General features: G+C 58.8%; 18 protein-coding genes. 6 read left to right on the top strand and 12 right to left on the bottom strand.

Annotated features, from left to right (window positions below; translation table 11 throughout):
* Positions 1-3: 3 nt before the first annotated feature.
* The 5 genes from accC to XMD517_RS00905 all read right to left on the bottom strand — a co-directional run bounded on the left by accC (position 4) and on the right by XMD517_RS00905 (position 4,092).
* A complete protein-coding gene (gene accC, locus XMD517_RS00885) occupies positions 4-1,356 on the bottom strand; it encodes an acetyl-CoA carboxylase biotin carboxylase subunit (RefSeq protein WP_173485549.1) in 1,353 nt (450 codons plus the stop codon).
* A gap of 10 nt (positions 1,357-1,366) precedes the next feature.
* The gene (accB, locus tag XMD517_RS00890) at positions 1,367-1,864 is read right to left on the bottom strand and encodes an acetyl-CoA carboxylase biotin carboxyl carrier protein (RefSeq protein ID WP_055189109.1); all 498 of its coding nucleotides are present in this window, start codon (positions 1,862-1,864) and stop codon (positions 1,367-1,369) included.
* 282 nt (positions 1,865-2,146) lie between these two features.
* The gene (locus tag XMD517_RS00895) at positions 2,147-2,722 is read right to left on the bottom strand and encodes a hypothetical protein (RefSeq protein WP_173485550.1); all 576 of its coding nucleotides are present in this window, start codon (positions 2,720-2,722) and stop codon (positions 2,147-2,149) included.
* Between the two features lie 142 nt (positions 2,723-2,864).
* Positions 2,865-3,491 (bottom strand): TetR family transcriptional regulator C-terminal domain-containing protein, encoded by a 627-nt coding sequence (locus XMD517_RS00900; protein ID WP_368493373.1) that lies wholly within the window; start codon positions 3,489-3,491, stop codon positions 2,865-2,867.
* 58 nt (positions 3,492-3,549) lie between these two features.
* A complete protein-coding gene (locus XMD517_RS00905) occupies positions 3,550-4,092 on the bottom strand; it encodes a helix-turn-helix transcriptional regulator (RefSeq protein ID WP_082392538.1) in 543 nt (180 codons plus the stop codon).
* Between the two features lie 106 nt (positions 4,093-4,198).
* On the opposite strand from XMD517_RS00905, the gene XMD517_RS00910 reads away from it, so the two are divergent.
* Both XMD517_RS00910 and XMD517_RS00915 read left to right on the top strand, forming a co-directional pair.
* Positions 4,199-5,356 carry an acetyl-CoA acetyltransferase gene (locus XMD517_RS00910; RefSeq protein WP_173485551.1) on the top strand — a complete coding sequence of 386 codons (1,158 nt, stop codon included), beginning with the start codon at positions 4,199-4,201 and terminating at the stop codon, positions 5,354-5,356.
* A complete protein-coding gene (locus XMD517_RS00915) occupies positions 5,353-6,882 on the top strand; it encodes a class I adenylate-forming enzyme family protein (RefSeq protein WP_173485552.1) in 1,530 nt (509 codons plus the stop codon). Before XMD517_RS00910 ends, XMD517_RS00915 begins: the two co-directional genes overlap by 4 nt.
* A gap of 70 nt (positions 6,883-6,952) precedes the next feature.
* On the opposite strand, the gene XMD517_RS00920 is transcribed toward XMD517_RS00915, so the two are convergent.
* The 7 genes from XMD517_RS00920 to XMD517_RS00950 form a co-directional block, all read right to left on the bottom strand.
* Positions 6,953-7,225 carry a glycine zipper 2TM domain-containing protein gene (locus tag XMD517_RS00920; RefSeq protein ID WP_173485553.1) on the bottom strand — a complete coding sequence of 91 codons (273 nt, stop codon included), beginning with the start codon at positions 7,223-7,225 and terminating at the stop codon, positions 6,953-6,955.
* 180 nt (positions 7,226-7,405) lie between these two features.
* Positions 7,406-9,352 (bottom strand): acetate--CoA ligase, encoded by a 1,947-nt coding sequence (gene acs / locus XMD517_RS00925; protein ID WP_173485554.1) that lies wholly within the window; start codon positions 9,350-9,352, stop codon positions 7,406-7,408.
* Between the two features lie 103 nt (positions 9,353-9,455).
* Complete coding sequence (locus tag XMD517_RS00930; RefSeq protein WP_371732372.1) at positions 9,456-10,241, bottom strand: ABC transporter ATP-binding protein; 786 nt, start codon at positions 10,239-10,241, stop codon at positions 9,456-9,458.
* Between the two features lie 25 nt (positions 10,242-10,266).
* A complete protein-coding gene (locus XMD517_RS00935) occupies positions 10,267-11,025 on the bottom strand; it encodes an ABC transporter ATP-binding protein (RefSeq protein ID WP_173485556.1) in 759 nt (252 codons plus the stop codon).
* Between the two features lie 14 nt (positions 11,026-11,039).
* Entirely contained in the window at positions 11,040-12,245 is a 1,206-nt protein-coding gene (locus XMD517_RS00940) for a branched-chain amino acid ABC transporter permease (RefSeq protein WP_173485557.1), read from the bottom strand.
* Positions 12,246-12,248: 3 nt separating this feature from the next.
* Complete coding sequence (locus XMD517_RS00945; RefSeq protein ID WP_173485558.1) at positions 12,249-13,280, bottom strand: branched-chain amino acid ABC transporter permease; 1,032 nt, start codon at positions 13,278-13,280, stop codon at positions 12,249-12,251.
* 110 nt (positions 13,281-13,390) lie between these two features.
* Complete coding sequence (locus XMD517_RS00950) at positions 13,391-14,734, bottom strand: substrate-binding protein (RefSeq protein WP_173485630.1); 1,344 nt, start codon at positions 14,732-14,734, stop codon at positions 13,391-13,393.
* Positions 14,735-14,955: 221 nt separating this feature from the next.
* Here XMD517_RS00950 and XMD517_RS00955 point away from each other — a divergent pair, with 221 nt between their 5' ends.
* The 4 genes from XMD517_RS00955 (at position 14,956) to XMD517_RS00970 (ending at position 19,826) form a co-directional block, all read left to right on the top strand.
* The gene (locus tag XMD517_RS00955; protein ID WP_173485559.1) at positions 14,956-16,272 is read left to right on the top strand and encodes a helix-turn-helix transcriptional regulator; all 1,317 of its coding nucleotides are present in this window, start codon (positions 14,956-14,958) and stop codon (positions 16,270-16,272) included.
* 187 nt (positions 16,273-16,459) lie between these two features.
* The gene (locus tag XMD517_RS00960; protein ID WP_173485631.1) at positions 16,460-16,828 is read left to right on the top strand and encodes a response regulator transcription factor; all 369 of its coding nucleotides are present in this window, start codon (positions 16,460-16,462) and stop codon (positions 16,826-16,828) included.
* Positions 16,829-16,836: 8 nt separating this feature from the next.
* Positions 16,837-17,136, top strand: coding sequence for a hypothetical protein (locus tag XMD517_RS00965; protein WP_173485560.1), 300 nt, complete (start codon positions 16,837-16,839; stop codon positions 17,134-17,136).
* A 5-nt stretch (positions 17,137-17,141) separates the two neighbouring features.
* Positions 17,142-19,826: an ATP-binding protein gene (locus XMD517_RS00970; protein ID WP_173488097.1), complete on the top strand. Its 2,685-nt coding sequence runs from the start codon at positions 17,142-17,144 to the stop codon at positions 19,824-19,826.
* Positions 19,827-19,870: the final 44 nt, after the last annotated feature.

Genomic DNA, 19,870 nt, shown 5'->3' on the forward strand with positions numbered 1-19,870 from the left:
CCCTTACCCCATGTTTTCGTCAAGCCAGCGTTCAAGCCAGTGAATGTTGTATTCCCCGGAATGAATGTCGGCCTCTTCCAAGAGGGCGTGGAACAGCGGCACGGTTGTGTCGATGCCGTCAATCACCAGCTCTCCCAAGGCGCGATGCAGGCGCGACAGAGCTTCGGCCCGGTCGCGGCCATGCACGATCAGCTTGCCAATCAGCGAGTCGTAATAGGGCGGGATCGAGTAGCCATCATAAAGCGCCGAATCCATGCGCACCCCAAGGCCTCCCGGAGCGTGATACTGGGTGATCTTGCCCGGGCTGGGGGTGAAGTTGGGCAGACGTTCCGCATTCAGGCGTACCTCGATGGCGTGCCCGTTTACCTCAAGCTCGTCCTGTCCGAAGGAGAGTTTCATCCCTTCGGCAACGCGGATCTGTTCACGCACAAGGTCAACGCCGAAAATAGCCTCGGTAACGGGGTGTTCCACCTGCAGGCGGGTGTTCATTTCGATGAAATAAAACTCGCCATCTTCATAGAGGAACTCGATTGTGCCGGCGCCGGAATAACCCATTTCGGCAATGGCATTGGCGCAGATCGACCCGATACGAGCGCGTTCTTCCGGGGTGATGCAGGGGCCGGGGGCCTCCTCGAACACTTTCTGGTGACGTCGCTGCAATGAGCAGTCGCGTTCAGCCAGATGCACCCCACCGCCTTGGCCATCGCCAAAGACCTGCACCTCGATGTGACGCGGTTTCTGGAGGTATTTCTCCATGTAAACCTCGTCATTGCCAAAGGCGCTTTTGGCCTCTGAGCGCGCGGTCGAGAAGGCCATTTCGATATCGGCTTCGGTTTCGGCCACTTTCATGCCACGACCGCCGCCGCCAGCAGTGGCCTTGATGATCACCGGATACCCCATATCCGCCGCCACTTTGCGGGCGGTTTCAATGTCCGGGACGCCACCGTCTGAACCGGGAACCACCGGGATACCCAGTTTGATCGCCGTGTCCTTGGCGGTGATTTTGTCGCCCATCATGCGGATATGTTTGGCCGAGGGGCCAATAAAGGTGATCTCGTGGTCTTCCAGACATTGCACGAAATTGGCGTTTTCCGACAGGAAACCATAGCCCGGATGCACGGCCTGTGCGCCGGTGATTTCGCAGGCCGCGATAATGGCCGGGATCGAGAGATAGCTGTCGGTGCCCGGCGGTGGGCCAATGCAGACGCTCTCATCGGCCATCCGCACATGCATGGCGTCGACGTCAGCCGTGGAATGCACAGCGACGGTCTTGATGCCCATTTCGCGGGCCGCACGGATCACGCGAAGCGCGATCTCGCCGCGGTTGGCGATCAGGATTTTATCGAATTGGGCCATGATCCGCCCCTTATTCAATGATCATGAGGGGCGCGCCGAATTCTACGGGGGCGCCGTCCTCGACCAGGATCCGTTTCACTTTGCCCGCACGCGGGGCAGGGATCTGGTTCATGGTTTTCATGGCTTCGACGATCAGTACGGTCTGGCCTTCCGACACGGTGTCGCCAACGCTGACAAAGGAAGGGGCACCCGGTTCTGGTTGCAGATATGCGGTGCCGACCATGGGCGAAGGAACCGCGCCGGGATGGTTTGCGGGATCGTCCGAAACGGCTGGTGCCTCGGTTGCGGCGGGAGCCGCGGCAGGGGCTGCTGCTGCAGGAGCAGGCGCGGCCGCGACAGCAGGGGCCATCTGGGTGATCACTTCTTTGGCGCGGCTGACGCGCACATTCAGGCTGTCGTTTTCGCCGTAATCGCGCATGACTTCCAGCTCCGTCAGGTCGTTTTCCTGAAGCAGCTTGGCCAGAGCTTCGATAAAGGCCACATCGGTTTCGTGGTTTTTCTTGGACATGGGTCCTCGCCTTATTTCCGTGCCCGCGTTGGGGCGGGTCATCACTATCTGCCTACATATAGAGCGTGACGTAGGGGGAGAAAAGCGCGAACCCCACCAAAATTGAATTTTGGCGGGGTCATTGCGTGTGAAACGGGCCGATTAAGGCGTTTCGGGGTGCGCTTAAAACATATGTTTATTCCGAAACCCGCACGACTTGGATATCGCTTGCGGCGTATCGACTTTTCCCGGCCTCAGGTGAAAGTCGAAATGCTTTCGCGGGTTTCGTAATCGTGAGATGCCTCAAACCGGCATGCCGTCATTTGTCGCCGGGGCTCTGGTCAGCGTGGCCGCCTGCTGTGAGGTCTGGGCTGGCAGCTGTTCTGGCTCAACCACGGGAATGGAGCGCGCCGGGGCCGATCTGTTTGTCTCATGTGCGTTCAATTGTTGGGCTTGCGAGGACGGAACATCCCTTGCCTCGTTGAGTGCCCTGTTTTGAAGTTCCGAGGACGTCTGAGCCGCGTCCTCGGAAACATCAGGGCGCACCCCGTCCGCATCGCGTTCTTTTGAACGGGCCATTTCGAGGCGGGCAAGGATATTGTGCAGGTCCTGTTCCACCTCAAGCAAAGTGATCTGAAAGGTCGGCGGTGGACCCGTGGGTGTCTTTGGGTCTTCCAGCCGTTCCTGATGCGCCAGCCTTTGGCGCGCGTCCTGGGCCAGATCTGAGCGACCCTCACCATTGGCGGTGTTGGAGTCCATACGTGTTCCATCGCTGGCCGGGCTGGGATCAACCTGAGCGACGGCTGGCGGTTCGCGCACCGGCGCATGTGCTGCGAGCGTGGCTTGCGCACTGATCGGTGATGGTGCCGAAATATCCATTTTCTGCTCCGTTTCTCACGAAGCCCCCACTTGCTGAAAGATTAGAGATGGATGTCTTGCTCAAAGGTTAACTCCCCAGAGAAATCTGAACTCTTGGTTAACGACTGTTTCGCATAAAATGCTTCGCTGACAGGGGAGAGGCTCAGCCCCCCACCTTGGACGGGGTCAGGGCCGCGCGATACATCTGTTCCAGAAAACGGGCGGCATCTTCGAAATGGGCGTCGCCTTGCGGCGCAAGGATGCCACGAACCTGCACATCGAAATCCGCATAATGCTGCGTCGTCGCCCAGATTGAAAAAATCAGGTGATGCGGATCAAGATCCGTCAGTTGCCCCTGTTTGCACCACAGGGCGATCAACTTGGCCTTTTCATCCACAAGATGACGCACAGGTCCCTGAATTTGCGTAAGGATTCTGGGGGCGCCCTGAATAATCTCATTTGCAAACAGACGGCTTTCGCGCGGCAGGGCGCGGGCAATTTCAAGCTTGCGCAGCACATAGGCGATCAGTTCCTCAACCGGGTCCCCCTCCGGATCCAGCGCCTCCAGCGGTTCTTGCCAGTTTTCGAGCAATTGGGACAGAAGCGCGCCATGCACCGCCTCTTTGGACGGGAAATAATAAAGCAGGTTGGGTTTTGACAGCCCGGCCGCCTTAGCAATCTGGTCCAGCGTGGCACCACGAAACCCATGTGCGGAAAACACATCCAGCGCGGCATCAAGGATGGCTGCGCGGTTGCGTTTCTGGATGCGGGTTTGCGGGGGCTGTGTCACCAGTCACTCTCCTTCTGGCTGGAAACAGCCTTGGCAATAGGGTAAAAATTACGCGATTTTATAAGGGCATACCAGAGAATTTCGCGACAAGTTCAGGCAATTTTCGGGCGCCGAATTTTTGTAAAAGCCGGGCGCGATGGGCCTCGACAGTACGATAGCTGAGGTCGAGGGCGAGCCCGATTTCCTTGGATGTCTTGCCCTGACAGGTCAGGATGGCCACCTCGCGTTCTCGGGCGGTCAATTCGACGACGGGGCGTTCGGCGGAAAGGTCGGCAAAGCTCCACACCCCCTGTTTGAAGGGGTCCTCAGGGGTCAGGGAGGTGCCACGCACCCGGCACCAGAACAAAGCGCCGTTCAGGCGCCGCATGACACGCTCGTCTTCATAGCGCCCGGTTTCGCGCAGGATGTTCCCCCCCACGCGTGCGACCTTTTCATAATCCTTGAGCGAGGGGTAAAGCCGTTCCAGAGGCATCTCTGAAAAATCATCGACAGCGGCGCCAAACATCTCCGCAAAGCGCAGGTTGCACCGGCGAACGATGCGGTTTTCGGTCAGCGCCAACCCGGTTGGCGCATGCATGAAAGCGATGTCCATTTGCGTCATTTCGCCATCCTGCCAGAGGTTTGCGGGTATTTCTACCTGATTGCGCCACCTTGCCCCGGAACGTGATACTCTTTGTCGTGAACAGGCCAAATGACAGGAGTGGAGCATGGTGCAAATTGTGGGTTGGGGCCATACCAAATTTGGCAAACTTGCGGATTTTGATCTTGAAGCATTGATCATCAGTGCAGGGCGCGAAGCGTTGGACCATGCGGGCGTGGCGCCCGGGGATGTTGACGGCATCTGGCTTGGGCATTTCAACGGGGGCATGGTGGGGGATGGGTTTGCGGCGTCATTGGCGCTTGGTATCCATGATGATCTGCGTTTCACCCCCGCGACGCGGCTTGAAAATGCCTGTGCGTCCGGGGCGGCTGCGATCTATGCCGCGCGCGATGCAATTGAAAGCGGGCGCGCCAAGATTGCCCTGGTGATCGGTGCGGAAAAGATGACCCACTTGCCCACAGCCGAGGTGGCACGCGGTTTGGGGCATGCGGCTTATCAGGCGGAAGAGGCAGGAATGAGCTTTCCGCAGGTCTTTGCCGGGTTTGCGCGGGCCTATTTCGACAAATACGGTGATCAGTCCGATGCGCTTGCGCAGATTGCTGTGAAGAATCATGTCAATGCAATGCGCAACCCACTGGCGCAGCTTCACAAGGAACTTTCCTATGAGTTCTGCGCCGAGGTGAGCGACAAGAACCCGATGGTGGCGGACCCATTAAAGGTCACCGATTGTTCGCTGGTCTCTGACGGGGCGGCGGCGCTGGTGATGGTGTCGGATGATGTGGCCCGGTCCATGCCGCGCGCGGTGCGTTTTGCAGCCAGCCAGCAGGTAAATGATTTCCTGCCAATGTCGCGCCGGGATCTGACTGCGTTTGAAGGGCCGAAACGGGCCATTCTGGCGGCGCTCACCGAGGCGGGCATGGGGCTTGCTGACCTGCACCTGGCCGAGGTGCATGATTGTTTCACCATTGCCGAGCTGATGATTTACGAAGCGATGGGGCTTGCCGAGCCGGGGCAGGGGGCTCAGGCCCTTCAGGATGGGATTGTGCAGCGCGGCGGGGCGCTTCCGGTCAACCTGTCTGGTGGGCTGAAGGCCAAGGGGCATCCGGTAGGTGCCACCGGTGTGTCGATGCATGTTCTGATGGCGCGTCAGGTCACAGGTGCGGCCGAGGGGATGCAGGTCGCCGGGGCCGAGCGGGGGCTGGTCTTCAATATGGGCGGCTCTGGTGTTGCCTCCTATGCGTCTATCCTGGAGGGGGTGCGATGAACCTTTCGCTGTGGCTGGAACGGATTGCGAAAGTTCAGGGGCATCGACCGGCAATTTTCCAAGGCAAGACGCAGGTATTTGATTATGCAGGGTTCTATCGCGCGTCTCTTGGTCTGGCAGCGGAGCTGCAGGCGCGGGGAATAGCGCCGGGGGACCGTGTGGCCTTGTTCATGAAAAACTGCCCGGAATACCTGCTTGGGTTCTATGGGGCATGGGCGGCTGGTGCGGGGGTTGTGCCAATCAACGCCAAGCTGCACCCGAAAGAAGTGGCCTATATACTGGACAATTCCGGTGCCAGTCTGGTGCTGGTCACCCCCGAATTGGGGGCGGAGTTACAGGGCGAAACAGACCTGCCAATGCTGGATGTCACCAGTGCCGATTTTGCCCGGATCTGTGCGACGGATCCTGTTCCGATTGTGCCGCGTGCAGACCAGGATCTGGCCTGGCTCTTTTACACTTCGGGCACCACCGGACAGCCCAAGGGCGTGTTCATCACCCATGGCATGATCCGCGCAACATCCCTGTCCTATCTGCTTGATTGCGACGAGGTGCACCCGGAGGATGCGGCTTTCTACATGGCTCCGATGAGCCACGGGGCCGGGATCTATGCCCCGATCCACGTGGCGAAAGGTGCGCGACACATCACCCCCGCATCCGGTGGATTTGATGAAATGGAGCTGCTGGAGGCTGCCGAAACTCAGGGACCATTGTCGATGTTCATGGCGCCAACCATGGTGCGCCGCCTGACCGATGTTGCCAAAAGGGCAGGGCGGCGTGGCACGGGGATCAAGACCATCGTCTACGGTGGTGGCCCGATGTATGTGGCCGATATTGCTGAGGCGGTGGACTGGTTTGGTCCGGTCTTTGCCCAGATCTATGGGCAGGGGGAATGCCCGATGGCGATCACGGCATTGCGCAAGGAGGAAGTGGCGGATCGTAGCCATCCACGTTGGCGGGAACGGCTGGCGTCAGTGGGGCGTGCGCAAAGCGTGGTTGAGGTGATGGTCGGGGACGACGCAGGGACCCCTCTTCCCCCCGGTGAGGTGGGAGAGATCATGGTGCGGGGCGCCCCGGTGATGCCGGGTTACTGGCAGAACCCGGAGGCTACGGAAAAGACCCTTGTGAACGGATGGCTGATGACCGGCGATATGGGGTTTTTGGATCAGGATGGATACCTGACCATGCGGGATCGTTCAAAAGACGTGATTATTTCCGGTGGCACCAACATCTATCCGCGCGAGGTGGAAGAGGCGCTTTTGACCCACCCTTCGGTGCATGAAGTCTCCGTGGTGGGGAGAGCGAATGCGGAATGGGGGGAGGATGTGGTTGCCTTTGTGGTTCCAGCCCCCGGTGAACATCTGGACGAGGCGGCGCTGGACGCCCATTGCCTGGCGCAGATCGCCCGTTTCAAGCGGCCGAAAGCCTATTTCCAACTCTCGGAATTGCCAAAAAACAACTATGGCAAGGTGCTGAAAACCGCGCTGCGTCAGCGACTGGAGGCCGGTGGTATATCCGGTGACCCCTGAGGCGCATGTTGGCTGAGGGCTGTCTCAGCGCGGATGGTGGAGGCCCTGTGACCAGGACCTCCGATTTTGTCTAGCACGCGCCGGTGTAATACCCGCCCCTGCCATCCGCATAGGCGCATTGGTTCTGTTCGGCATTCTTGGCAATCAGGTTGCCTGCAACGGCCCCAGCCACTGTGCCGACCACTTTCCAATTGGAGTTGGCCCCCAGAAGATCGGCGAGTGCCAGGCCTGCGACGGCCCCTGATCCGGTGGCAATGACGCGTTGCTGGTCATCGGGAAGACGCTGACACCCGGCCAGGCCAAGGCCCGCGGACAGGGTCAGGATGATAATGGACTTATACATTTTTTGCCCTCACAAATTGTTGATACCCCACCATTTCCCCTCCCTGAGCTTGGCGCAATTCCCGATTTCGAAAGCCGGGAAACACGCGGAAAAATGCGCAAAAAAAGCGCCGATGCAAAAGCACCGGCGCTGAGAGATGAGGGTCCCAAATGTCAGGAAGGACCCTCTCGGGGAGTGAGGTTACGCGTCCTTGCGATTGCTTATCAGCTCTTCCACAACGGACGGGTCGGCAAGCGTTGAGGTATCCCCCAGCGCGCCGTGATCGTTTTCGGCAATCTTGCGCAGGATGCGGCGCATGATCTTGCCGGATCGGGTCTTTGGCAGGCCGGGGGCCCATTGTATGTGATCCGGGCTTGCAATCGGGCCGATCTCTTGGCGGACCCAATTGCGCAATTCGGTTTTCAACGCGTCGCTATAGACTTCTCCATCCATCAAGGTGACGTAACAATAGATGCCTTGTCCCTTGATATCATGAGGAAAACCAACAACGGCGGCCTCGGACACCTTGGCATGAGCCACCAGCGCGCTTTCCACTTCGGCAGTGCCCATCCGGTGGCCCGACACGTTGATCACGTCATCCACACGACCGGTGATCCAGTAATACCCATCCGCATCACGACGGCAGCCGTCGCCGGTAAAGTAATAGCCCTTGTAGTCGGCGAAATAGGTGGCCACGAAACGGTCGTGATCACCGTAAACGGTGCGCATCTGGCCGGGCCAGCTGTCTTTCATGCACAGCACACCTTCGGCCTCGGTTTCGTGAATTTCCTCACCTGTTTGCGGGTCGAGGATCACAGGCTGCACTCCGAAAAACGGCGTGGTGGCCGATCCGGGTTTGGTGGCGGTCGCACCGGGCAGGGGAGTGAGCAGATGACCGCCGGTCTCCGTCTGCCACCAGGTGTCGACAATGGGGCAGCGGCCTTTGCCCACCACCTCGTTATACCAGTTCCAGGCCTCGGGGTTGATTGGTTCGCCGACGGTGCCCAGCACTTTCAGATCGCTGAGGTCATATTTCTCAACGAACTCATTACCTCGTGCCATCAAGGCGCGGATTGCGGTGGGGGCAGTGTAGAACTGGTTGACCTTGTGCTTTTCGCAAACGGCCCAGAACCGCCCCGCATCCGGGTAGGTTGGCACCCCTTCGAACATCAGCGTGGTGGCGCCGTTTGCCAGCGGACCATAGACGATATAGCTGTGGCCGGTGACCCAGCCCACATCCGCGGTGCACCAATAGATGTCACCCTCGTGGTAATCGAACACATATTCATGGGTCATCGCCGCCCATAGGAGATAGCCGCCGGAGCTGTGCAGCACGCCCTTGGGTTTGCCGGTGGAGCCGGAGGTGTAGAGGATGAACAGCGGGTCTTCCGCATTCATCGGTTCCGCCGGGCAGTTGGTGCTGGCATCGGCCATCTTCGCCGCATAGCTGACGTCGCGGCCTTCGACCATTTTCACGTTGCCGCCGGTGCGTTCGACCACCAGAACCGGGGTGTTGCCAAGGGTGCCGTGTTCAAGGGCTGCATCCACGTTGGATTTCAACGGCGTGTTGCGCCCTCCGCGCGGGGCCTCGTCCGCCGTGACCACCAGGGATGCGCCGCAATCCTCGACGCGCGAGGCAAGTGCCTCCGGGGAAAACCCGGCAAAAACAATCGAATGTATGGCACCGATGCGGGCGCAGGCCAGCATCGCATAGGCTGCTTCGGGGATCATCGGCAGGTAAAGCACCACCCGGTCGCCTTTGCCCACGCCGAGGTCTTTGTAGACATTGGCCAGTTTGCAGACGTTCTCATGCAACTCTCGATAGGTGATGTGCTTGTCCACATTGGGATCATCGGATTCCCAGATGATTGCGGTCTGATCTGCCCGCTCGGCCAGGTGCCGGTCGATGCAATTGGCGGCGACGTTCAACGCGCCATCTTCAAACCATTTGATCGACACATCCGGATGGGCATAGGTCACATTTTTCATGACCGTCGGAGCCGTGGCCCAATCCAGCCGCGTGACATGGTCCCGCCAGAACGCATCGCTGTCATTTATGCTGGCAGCATACATTTCCCGGTATTTGTCGGCATTGATAAGGGCGTTGGCCGCAAATTCGGCGGAGGGGGGATAGGTTGTGTCAGTCATTGCGGTTTTTCCTGTCGTCATGAGCGTGTGGTTTTGTCAGGGGATACCAGCAGGCATCCCCTGTCCAGCGCGAACTCGACGAATTGACAGGCCGTATCCGACATCAGATCGCGAGGTATTCATTGCGCAGGGCTTCGTTTTCCAGCACTTCGTCGGCGCTTCCGTCATAGACCACGCTGCCCGTATCCAGGATCACCGCGCGGTCAGCAAGCTGCAGCGCACGCACGGCGTTTTGTTCGACGATCACCGTGGTGATGCCTTGTTCCTTGATGATATTAAGCGTCTTTTCGATCTCGTCCACGATCACCGGGGCCAGCCCTTCATATGGTTCGTCCAGCAACAAGACCTTGATATCGCGCACCAAAGCGCGGGCGATGGCGAGCATTTGCTGTTCGCCACCTGACAGGGTGGTGCCTTCTTGTTTGCGGCGCTCCTTCAGGCGGGGAAACAGGTCATAGACCCGATCCAGCGACCAGCCCAGCGGCGGGGCAATCTGTGCCAGTTGCAGGTTCTCCTCGACCGTCAGACCCTGGATGATCGAACGGTCTTCGGGCACCAGCGCCATGCCCAGCTGCGCGGCCTCATAGCTTTTGCGGTCATGCAGATGCTGATGATCAAGCCAGATCTCACCATGGGTCAGCATCGGTTCATCCATCCGTGCGATGGCGCGCAGGGTTGAGGTTTTGCCCGCCCCGTTGCGCCCAAGAAGGGCAAGGATTTCACCTTCATGCACATTAAAACTGATGCCCTGCACGATATAGCTTTCGCCATAATAGGCGTGCAGATCCCAGACCGAGAAATAAGCAGGCGCGGTGGCGGCGTGGTTGCGGTTTTTCGAGAAATCCTTGCGTTTCACCTTGGGTTGTTCGCTCAGCAAGGTCTCATTCATCGACGAGTCAGCCATGTTTCGCTCCTTATTGCTGTGTCTCACCCAGATAGGCTTCGCGCACCTTCGGGTTGTCTCTGATATTTTCCGGCGTGTCCTCGACCAGCGGCGTGCCCTGGGCCAGAACGGTGATGCGATCGGCGAGAGAGAACACCACATGCATGTCGTGTTCGATGATCGCCATGGTGATGTCGCGCTTTTCCTTGATCTCTTTCAAAAGGTCGATCGTGTTGTTGGTGTCGGCGCGCGCCATGCCGGCGGTGGGTTCGTCCAGCAGCAGGAGCTTGGGGTCCTGCACCAGGCACATCGCCATTTCGAGCCGCCGCTTGTCGCCACGCGACATGGACGAGGCCTGCATATGGCGCTTGTCGATCATATTGACGTCAATGAGCATCTGCTCGGCTTTTTCGATCAGCGCCTTCTCATCTTTGATGCCTTCGAAGGCATGCAGGCGAAACGCCCCGTCCCGTTTGGCAAAGCAGGGGATCAGCATGTTTTCCATCACGTCCAGATCCCCAAAGATTTCCGGGGTCTGGAACACGCGGCTGACCCCCATCTGGGTGATTTCATGGGGAGTGCGCCCCAACAGGGACTGCCCGTCGAACATCACGCTGCCCGTATCCGGGATCAGCTTGCCGACGAAGCAATTCAAGAGCGTTGACTTGCCTGCCCCATTGGGGCCGATGATCGCATGGACCGTCTGTTCCTGCACACTCAGGTTCACGTCGCCGAGCGCCTGAAGGCCGCCGAACCGTTTGCCTACACCTTTGACTTCAAGAATTCCCATCTGTCAGGCTCCTTTTATTCGGCCACATGGGGCGCATGTTTCGGGTGATGTTCCGGGTCGTCCTGATCTCCATCCCCACCTTTCTTGAACAGGGATTTCAGGCGCTGTCCCCCTTCGACAAGTCCGCCGGGCAGGAAGATCACAACCAGCATGAACAGAACCCCCGAGGTCATGTGCCAGCCAGAGCCGACAAAATGTTCCGCCACGTAGATCACAAAGCTTTCCAGCCCATCGGGCAGCCAGCCAAACCACTGGTGCAGCACCTGCTCGTTGATCTTGGAAAAGATGTTCTCCATGTATTTGATCACACCTGCGCCCAGAACCGGACCCATCATGGTGCCAACACCGCCGAGGATGGTCATCAAAACCACCTCGCCAGAGGCCGTCCACTGCATCCGCTCGGCGCCCGCCAGCGGGTCCATCGAGGCCATCAGGCCGCCCGCAAGCCCCGCATACATGCCCGAGATCACAAAGGCAGCCAACGTATAGGGACGGGCATTGAGGCCTGTATAGTTCAGGCGCTGCTGGTTCGATTTGATTGCGCGCAGCATCAGGCCAAACGGCGAGCGGAAGATGCGCAGCGAGATGTAAAAGGCGATGATCGCAATCACGGCACAGAAATAGTAGCCATTGTTGAAGGTGAATACCCAATCTCCCACATTGATCTTTGATGATTGGTTCATCACGATGCCAAACAGATGCGGGCTGGTCGGGTCAGTCGCCGCCTGCAGGATCTGCGGATCATCGGTATAAACCTGAAGGCCGGTCTCGCCGTTGGTGATCGGCGTCAGCACCGAATAGGCCAGGTTGAACGACATTTGCGCAAAGGCCAGTGTGAGGATCGAGAAATAGATGCCAGAGCGGCGCAGGCTGACATAGCCGATCAGGAGCGCAAACAGCCCCGACATGATAACCGCCAGCGGCAGGCCCCAGATCACATTGTAATCCAAGAGCTTATACATCCAGACCACCGAGTAGGAGCCGATGCCCAGAAAGGCCGCATGACCGAAGCTCAGATAGCCGGTCAGGCCAAAGAGGATGTTAAAGCCGATGGCAAAGATGCCAAAGATTGCAAAGCGCTGCATCAGGTCCGGGTAGCCCGCGTTGAACTGCGCCAACGCGGACCCTTCCGGGAAGGGTTGCAGCAGGATCGGGGTTGCCAGTGTCAGGAAGATGACAATCAGCAGGAATTTGGTATCGCGTTTATCAAGTCCAAGCATGTATCAGTCCTCCATCACGCCTTTGCGGCCCATCAGACCCCGCGGGCGGGTGAGCAGAATAAGAATGGCAACCAGGTAGATGATGATCTGGTCAATGCCGGGGATCAGATCTTTGATCCAGTTCATCGAGGCAAAGCTTTCAAGGATGCCCAGCAGGAAGCCCGCCGCAATGGCGCCGCGCAGGCTGCCCATGCCGCCAACCACCACAACCACGAAACTCAGAACCAGAAAATCCATGCCCATGTGGTAATTGGGCGAGTTGATGGGCGCATACATCACCCCGGCCAGGCCCGCGACGGCGGCGGCAATGCCGAACATGATGGTGAAACGCCGGTCAATATTGATGCCCAGAAGGCCCACGGTCTGACGATCAGCCATGCCTGCCCGCACCACCATTCCGAAAGTGGTGAAGTTGAGGAAGGCAAAGACCGCAGAAATCACGATGGCAGAGAACAGGAAATAGACCAGGCGCCAATAGGGGTAGATGATCACATTGGGATCAAACCCCAGCATTACGCCAAAATCAAACGATCCCTTGAAAGCGTCAGGCGCAGAAGTGGGGATCGGATTGGCGCCGTAGTAATGTTTGATGATCTCCTGCATGACAATCGCCAGGCCAAAGGTCACAAGGATCTGATCCGCATGGGGGCGTTTGTAGAAATGCTTGATCAGACCGCGCTCCATCGCCCAGCCGACAAACAGCATGATCGGCACTGAGAAAAGGATCGCCAACGGCACCGACCAGTCGATGATTGATGCCCCCATCTCTGGTCCGAACCAGCTTTCCACATAGGGGGTTTTCACCTTCAGGGGATTGCCAAGAAAGTCCTTCCTGGTCGGGTCCAGTGTCTCAAAGCTGAGGCTGAAGATGCGTTGCAGGGTCACGGCACAGAAGGCGCCGATCATGAACAATGCCCCATGGGCAAAATTCACGACCCCCAATGTGCCGAAGATGAGTGTGAGCCCAAGTGCGATCATCGCATAGGCCGAGCCCTTGTCGAGCCCGTTCAGGATCTGAAGAAGAATGCCGTCCATTTTCCCCACCGAATAGGTATGTGTGACGAGCCCGGTTGCGTGATCGCCCCGGCCCCAAGGCCCCGCGCATTCGGGAATGCGCGGGGTGGATTGTGAGTGGTTACAGTGGGTTAGCCTGCGTTGCAGGTACCCAGATTGCCGCCTGCAAACATCGGATGCTCCGGGTCATACGTGACCTGGGCCGCCGGGGTGACTTCCACAACTTCCAAAAGGTCGAACTCGGAGGTCGGGTTGTCTTTCCCTTTCACAACCAGCACGTCCTTGAAGCACTGGTGATCGTCGGCGCGGTAGATGGTTTTACCATTGCCCAGCCCGTCAAACTCGAACCCTTCCAGAGCTTCGCCCACACCACATGGGTTGAAGGTGCCGGCGCGCTCACAGGCGTCAGCATAAAGCAGGGTCTGGCAGTAAACCGTGTGGGCGGCCTGCGACGGCGGGAAGCCATATTTGGTGCCGAAGGACTTCACGAAAGCCTGCGATCCTTCGTCGGTCAGTGACCAGTGCCAGTTGGTCGAGCCAAGGATCCCCTTGATGTTCTCACCCGCTCCGCGCGCCATCAGACGCGAGAACAGCGGCACGACAATTTCGAAGTTCTTGCCGTTCACCTGCTTCTCACGCAGACCAAACTGCACCGCGTTGGTCAGCGAATTCACCATGTTGCCGCCATAGTGGTTCAGGACCAGCACGTCTGCATCGGTTTGCAGAACCGGGGTGATGTAGGACGAGAAGTCGGTGGCTGACAGCGGGGTCTTCACCGCGTTCACGGTCTCCCAGCCCAGGGCTTCGGTCGCAGCGGTGATCGACGCTTCCTGCGTCCAGCCCCAGGTGTAGTCAGCCGTCAGGTGATAGGCCTTGCGATCCGCGCCATAGCGGGCAGCCAGCACCGGGGCGAGGGCCGCACCGGACATATAGGCGTTGAAGAAGTGACGGAAACCGTTGGCCTTCTTGTCTTTGCCGGTGGTGTCATTGGAGTGGGTCAGCCCAGCCATGAAGATCACGCCTGCTTCCTGGCACAGCCCCTGAACGGCGATGGCCACGCCCGAGGACGAGCCGCCGGTGATCATCACCGCGCCGTCCTTTTCGATCATCGACTTGGCCGAGGCGCGTGCCGCGTCCGATTTTGTCTGGGTGTCGCCGGTCACGAACTCGACTTTCTTGCCCAGAATACCGTTGCCCTTCAGCGCCTTCGAGCTGAAGGTGTTCAGCATACCGCCGTCACCTTCGCCGTTCAGATGCTCAACCGCCAGCTGATAGGCGCGCAGTTCGTCTGCCCCCTCGTCCGCATAGGGGCCGGTCTGCGGCACGTTGAAGCCCAGGGTCACGGTGCCGCCAGTGGGTTCGTTGGTATAGGCGGCGGCCGACGAGGCCGTGAAAATCGTCGGCAGCGCAACGCCAGCACCGGCAACGGCGCTGGTCTTCAGCAGGCCGCGACGTGTGAAATTCGAATTGGACATGTAATCCTCCCGTTTGGTCATTTTGGGCCTGTGCCTCCTCCGCACGCGCCCGTGTTCCTTATTTACAGAACGTGTTCAGTTTAAGGGTGGACCTGAAAACCAATCAACAAGTGCTTTTTAAATAAGGATTTATTTGTTAAGCTATGAACTGTGCGGTTGCGAAATATGTAAAAACATTTTCCCGCATATGCAGAAAGTGGTTCATAATACTAGGAAAACCCATGCCGCAATCCCGCCTGACCGGCAGCCGTATCCGCGAAAGACGTCTATATCTGGGGCAAAAGCAGGCTGCCTTGGCGCGTGAGGTCGGAATTTCCGCCGCTTATCTCAATCTGATCGAACACAATCGGCGCAGAATCGGCGGCAAGCTTCTGAACAATCTGGCACGTGCGCTTGCTGTTGATCCGGTGCAGCTGACTGAGGGGGCCGAGGACGCATTGGTCGGCCGTCTGAAGGACGCGGCGGTGCGCCTGCCGCAGGCCGCGGCGGAACTTGACAAGGTTGAGGATCTGGCCGGGCGCTTTCCGGGCTGGACCGCGTTGATTTCCGCCCAGCACCGCCGGATCGAGGCGCTTGAGCATACCGCCGAGGCACTGACCGACCGTCTGACCCATGACCCGCAACTTGCCGCCAGCCTGCATGAAGTCATTTCAACCGTTACCGCCATTCGCTCCACCGCGTCGATCCTGTCCGACAACGCGGATATTGACCCGGAATGGCAATCCCGTTTCCTGCGCAACATGCGAGAGGAAAGTCGTCGCCTGTCGGCCTCGGCGCAGGGTTTGGTGGATTACCTTGATGCCGGGGCAGATCAGGAGACCACACCCCTGGTTCCGCAGGAAGAGATGACGGCCTTTTTTGCCGCGCATCAGTGGGTGTTTGCGTCGCTGGAAGGGGAGAAAACGGATCTTGGGGCGCAGATCACAACACTGATTGAAACATCAGAGCATCTTCAAAGCGATGAAGCGCGCTTGCTGACCCGGAGCTGGCTCGAACGCTATGTCGAGGATGCGCAGCTGCTCCCGATGGCACAGTTTACGGAGCAATGGGAGCGGTCCGCGGGGGATATTTCTGCTCTTGCCGCGCATTTTGCCCAGCCGATCGACAGGATCCTGCGCCGTGTCGCTGCCTTGCCTGAAGCGGAAGGCGGTGCGAAAAGCTCCGGTTTGCTGATTTGTGATGGGGCAGGGGCGATCACTTTTCGAAAGCCGGTCAGTGGGTTTGCCCTGCCGCGATTTGGCGCCGGATGCCCGCTTTGGCCGCTTTATCATGCATTGTCGCGACCGGGAGAGCCGGTTTCAGCCCTGCTGGATATGGGCGGACGGAATGCGCGCCGCTTCAGGTGCCTTGCAATCTCTCAGCCGGTTGGTGTGCCGCAGTTTGATGTGCCACCACGCAACGAGGTCACGATGTTGATTTTGCCCGAGGATGATGTCGCACCACCTGCAGAGAACCCAATTCTTGCTGGGTCCTCCTGTCGGGTCTGCGCCCGTGAAGGCTGTGCCTCACGCCGCGAACCGTCGATTCTGTCAGGTTGAGCGCTGCGGGGCAGGAAATCCTCTGCCATACCCGCCCGTACAGAACATCCGTTTTGACATATGGCCCGGATTTTCACATAGTCAGGGGCGGCAGGCGGCATGTATCGTCAGTCGGGGAGGACGAATGACAAATTTGACGGATCGAAATGCAGATCAGGCGGCGAGAGAGCAAGGCCGCACAGCCCGGTTGTCGCGTCAGGTTCTGTTGATCGAAGACGAACCCAATATCATCGAGGCGATCAGCTTTATCCTAAGCCGCGATGGCTGGACCGTCAGCACCCATTCCAACGGAGAAACCGCCGTGGAGACCGTGCAGCGGATCAACCCGGATGTATTGGTTCTGGATGTGATGCTGCCCGGGCGCTCTGGCTATGACATCCTGCAGGACCTGCGTGCGGATCCCGCGACCAGGGATATTCCCGTGTTGATGCTGACTGCGCGTGGTCAGAAAAATGACCGTGAACTGGCAGAACGCCTGGGGGTCAGCAAGTTCATGACCAAGCCGTTTTCAAATGCCGAGGTGCTGGAAACGTTACGACAGATTGCCGGTGACTGAGGGGCAGAATGAGCCTACGGCGTGAACCTTTGTTCCTGGCCCGACAGAATTATCGCCGACGTCGGGTGTCAGATGCGGCGCGGGTGGTGCCCCTGTTCGGGATCGTGTTGTTTTTCCTGCCTTTGCTGTCCGCAGGTCAGGGGCGCAATGATACGGTGGGCTGGCTGGCCTATCTGTTTGGCGCCTGGTGCATGTTGATCATCGTGACCGCAATCCTGTCGCGCGGCGTTGGGCGGGGCCCGGCCGCGGGGCGGGGTGACGAGGGCGGAACGGACACGGGATCCGCCTCGCGAACAAGGTCATCGTGATGGCTTTGCCCTTCAATATTCTGGTTCTGGTCTGCCTGCTTTATGTGGTGTTCCTGTTTGCCGTGGCCTTTGGCGCGGATCGCCGGGCGCGCCACGGGGGCGCCAGCTGGCTGCGCAATCCGATGATCTACACCTTGTCCCTGTCGGTCTATTGTACCGCCTGGACGTTTTACGGTGCCGTGGGCTATGCGGCGCGTTCTGGATTGGAGTTTGTCACGATCTATCTCGGCCCCACATTGGTGATGATTGGCTGGTGGGGCATATTACGCAAGCTGGTGCGGATTGGGCGCGCGCAGAGAGTGACCTCAATCGCGGACCTGATTTCGTCGCGATATGGTAAGTCCAACGGGCTGGGCGTTTTGGTCACCTTGCTGGCCGTGGTTGGGACAACGCCGTATATTGCCCTTCAACTTCAATCCGTTACGCTTTCGTTTGCCGTGTTTGCCGAACATGAGGCCGCGCTGGGGCAAGCGGTGCTGGAGCGGGTGGATCACACCGCCACCGCGCTTTGGGTGGCAATCGGGCTTGCGCTTTTCACCATTCTGTTTGGCACCAGAAACCTTGACGCAAATGAACGTCACAACGGGGTGGTCACGGCCATTGCGGTTGAAGCAATCGTGAAATTCGTGGCCCTTCTGGCGGTCGGGATTTTTGTCGTCTGGGGTGTGGCAGGTGGCGTCGGGGAGATTGCTCAAACCATTTCAGAAAGCCCGATTGCCGCGTGGAATATCAGTGCGGGGCGCTGGACCGGTCTGACCTTTCTGTCTGCGGCCGCTTTCCTGACGCTGCCACGTATGTTTCAGGTTCTGGTGGTCGAAAATGTTGATGAAAACCAGCTCTCCACCGCCTCATGGGCCTTTCCGACCTATCTGATGTTAATGAGCCTTTTTGTGTTGCCGGTTGCCGCCGTTGGGCTGACCGTGCTGCCTGAAGGGTCGAACCCGGATCTGTTTGTGCTGACCCTGCCGCTGCATTTCGATCAGCAAGGACTGGCGATGCTGTCATTTTTGGGCGGGTTCAGCTCGGCCACCTCGATGGTGATTGTCGCGTCAATTGCCCTTTCAACCATGGTCTCCAACCATATTGTCATGCCGATCTGGTTGGCCGCCCGCCGGGTGGATGAGGCCACCGTGTCCGGCGATGTGCGCCATCTGGTCCTGTCAGCGCGCCGCCTGTCAATCGGGGCGGTCCTGTTGCTGGGATATTTCTACTACCACTTCTCTGGAGGAGGGGAGGCACTGGCCTCAATCGGTCTGATCTCCTTCGCCGGTGTTGCCCAGGTTCTGCCCGCACTGTTGGGTGGCATCCTGTGGCGTGGGGCATCGCGCAACGGGGCGGCGGTCGGGCTGATCGCGGGCTTTGGCGTCTGGGCCTATACGCTGTTCATTCCCAGCTTCGGAGAAGCAGGTCTGATGAGTGCAAAAATGCTGGTGGATGGGCCGTGGGGAATTGAATGGCTGCGTCCGCGCGCCCTGTTTGGCCTGGGTGGTCTGGATCCTGTTGTTCATGCGTTTTTCTGGTCGATGCTGATCAATGCCAGCGCGTTTGTCACCGTTTCCCTGCTGTCATTTCCCTCGCCGCTTGAGCGCCTTCAGGGCGCGCAGTTTGTCAATGTGTTCGATCATTCTGAACATGCTCCGAGCTGGACCCGTGGCGGGGCAGAAGCCGAAGATCTGCTGATCATGGCGCAACGGATCATGGGGCCGGATGAAGCGCAAGTGCTGTTCCAGAATGTCGCCGCGCGGCAGGGGAAAGATGGCTATCTGCCTGATACAACACCAGATTTCATTGCTCAGTTGGAGCGCGAACTGTCCGGGTCCGTTGGGGCCGCGACGGCACATGCCATGGTCGGTCAGATTGTTGGCGGGGCCTCCGTTTCGGTGGAAGATCTGATGGCTGTTGCCGATGAAACGCAACAGATGCTGGAATATTCTTCGCAACTGGAAGCCAAGCAAAGCGAATTGACCACGACGGCGCGCCGACTGTCTGAGGTCAACGAAAAACTGACCCAGCTGTCGATCCAGAAAGATGCCTTCCTTAGCCAGATCAGTCATGAGCTGCGCACCCCGATGACCTCGATCCGTGCCTTTTCAGAGATCCTGCGCATGGGGGATCTGGATGCCGAGGCGCATGAGAAATATGCGTCGATCATCCATGGTGAAGCGGTGCGCCTGACCCGGCTTCTCGATGACCTCCTGGACCTCAGCGTGCTGGAAAACGGGCAGGTGCAGCTCAATCCGCAGCATGAAAGCCTCAAGCAGGTCCTGGATCGCGCCGTAGCGGCAACAAGCTCCATTTCCAGAGATAAATTTACCATTCGCCGCTGGGAGGAAGGGGAGCAGATTGATCTTTATACCGACACGGACCGGCTGGCTCAGGTCTTTATCAATCTCATCACCAATGCGGCCAAATATTGTGACGCATCCGTCGCACGGTTAAAGATCCATGTCAGCCAGCGGCCAGGGGTGCTTCGCGTTGATTTCATTGACAACGGGACCGGAATTCCTGCGGAAAGCCAGGCGATGATTTTTGAGAAATTCTTTCGGCTGTCTGATCAGAGGGCGGCCGGGGGCGCCGGTCTTGGGCTCGCGATCTGCCGCGAAATCATGGACAAGCTGGGGGGGACGCTGACCTACCTTCCGGGGCAGGGAGGAGCGGCCTTCCGGGTATCGCTGCCGCTGGTGACCTGACACGGACAGATGCAGGGTTGCCCCAAGTTCCGCCCCAAGTTCCG

Source organism: Aliiroseovarius sp. xm-d-517, assembly GCF_013283135.1.
Classification (GTDB): domain Bacteria; phylum Pseudomonadota; class Alphaproteobacteria; order Rhodobacterales; family Rhodobacteraceae; genus Aliiroseovarius; species Aliiroseovarius crassostreae.

Excerpts from the sequence above, each read along its gene's own strand:
- accC (WP_173485549.1), bottom strand. The coding sequence starts at position 1,356 with ATGGCCCAATTCGATAAAATCCTGATCGCCAACCGCGGCGAGATCGCG.
- accB (WP_055189109.1), bottom strand. The coding sequence starts at position 1,864 with ATGTCCAAGAAAAACCACGAAACCGATGTGGCCTTTATCGAAGCTCTG.
- XMD517_RS00895 (WP_173485550.1), bottom strand. The coding sequence starts at position 2,722 with ATGGATATTTCGGCACCATCACCGATCAGTGCGCAAGCCACGCTCGCA.
- XMD517_RS00905 (WP_082392538.1), bottom strand. The coding sequence starts at position 4,092 with ATGACGCAAATGGACATCGCTTTCATGCATGCGCCAACCGGGTTGGCG.
- XMD517_RS00910 (WP_173485551.1), top strand. The coding sequence starts at position 4,199 with ATGGTGCAAATTGTGGGTTGGGGCCATACCAAATTTGGCAAACTTGCG.
- XMD517_RS00915 (WP_173485552.1), top strand. The coding sequence starts at position 5,353 with ATGAACCTTTCGCTGTGGCTGGAACGGATTGCGAAAGTTCAGGGGCAT.
- XMD517_RS00920 (WP_173485553.1), bottom strand. The coding sequence starts at position 7,225 with ATGTATAAGTCCATTATCATCCTGACCCTGTCCGCGGGCCTTGGCCTG.
- acs (WP_173485554.1), bottom strand. The coding sequence starts at position 9,352 with ATGACTGACACAACCTATCCCCCCTCCGCCGAATTTGCGGCCAACGCC.
- XMD517_RS00930 (WP_371732372.1), bottom strand. The coding sequence starts at position 10,241 with ATGAATGAGACCTTGCTGAGCGAACAACCCAAGGTGAAACGCAAGGAT.
- XMD517_RS00935 (WP_173485556.1), bottom strand. The coding sequence starts at position 11,025 with ATGGGAATTCTTGAAGTCAAAGGTGTAGGCAAACGGTTCGGCGGCCTT.
- XMD517_RS00940 (WP_173485557.1), bottom strand. The coding sequence starts at position 12,245 with ATGCTTGGACTTGATAAACGCGATACCAAATTCCTGCTGATTGTCATC.
- XMD517_RS00945 (WP_173485558.1), bottom strand. The coding sequence starts at position 13,280 with ATGGACGGCATTCTTCTTCAGATCCTGAACGGGCTCGACAAGGGCTCG.
- XMD517_RS00950 (WP_173485630.1), bottom strand. The coding sequence starts at position 14,734 with ATGTCCAATTCGAATTTCACACGTCGCGGCCTGCTGAAGACCAGCGCC.
- XMD517_RS00955 (WP_173485559.1), top strand. The coding sequence starts at position 14,956 with ATGCCGCAATCCCGCCTGACCGGCAGCCGTATCCGCGAAAGACGTCTA.
- XMD517_RS00965 (WP_173485560.1), top strand. The coding sequence starts at position 16,837 with ATGAGCCTACGGCGTGAACCTTTGTTCCTGGCCCGACAGAATTATCGC.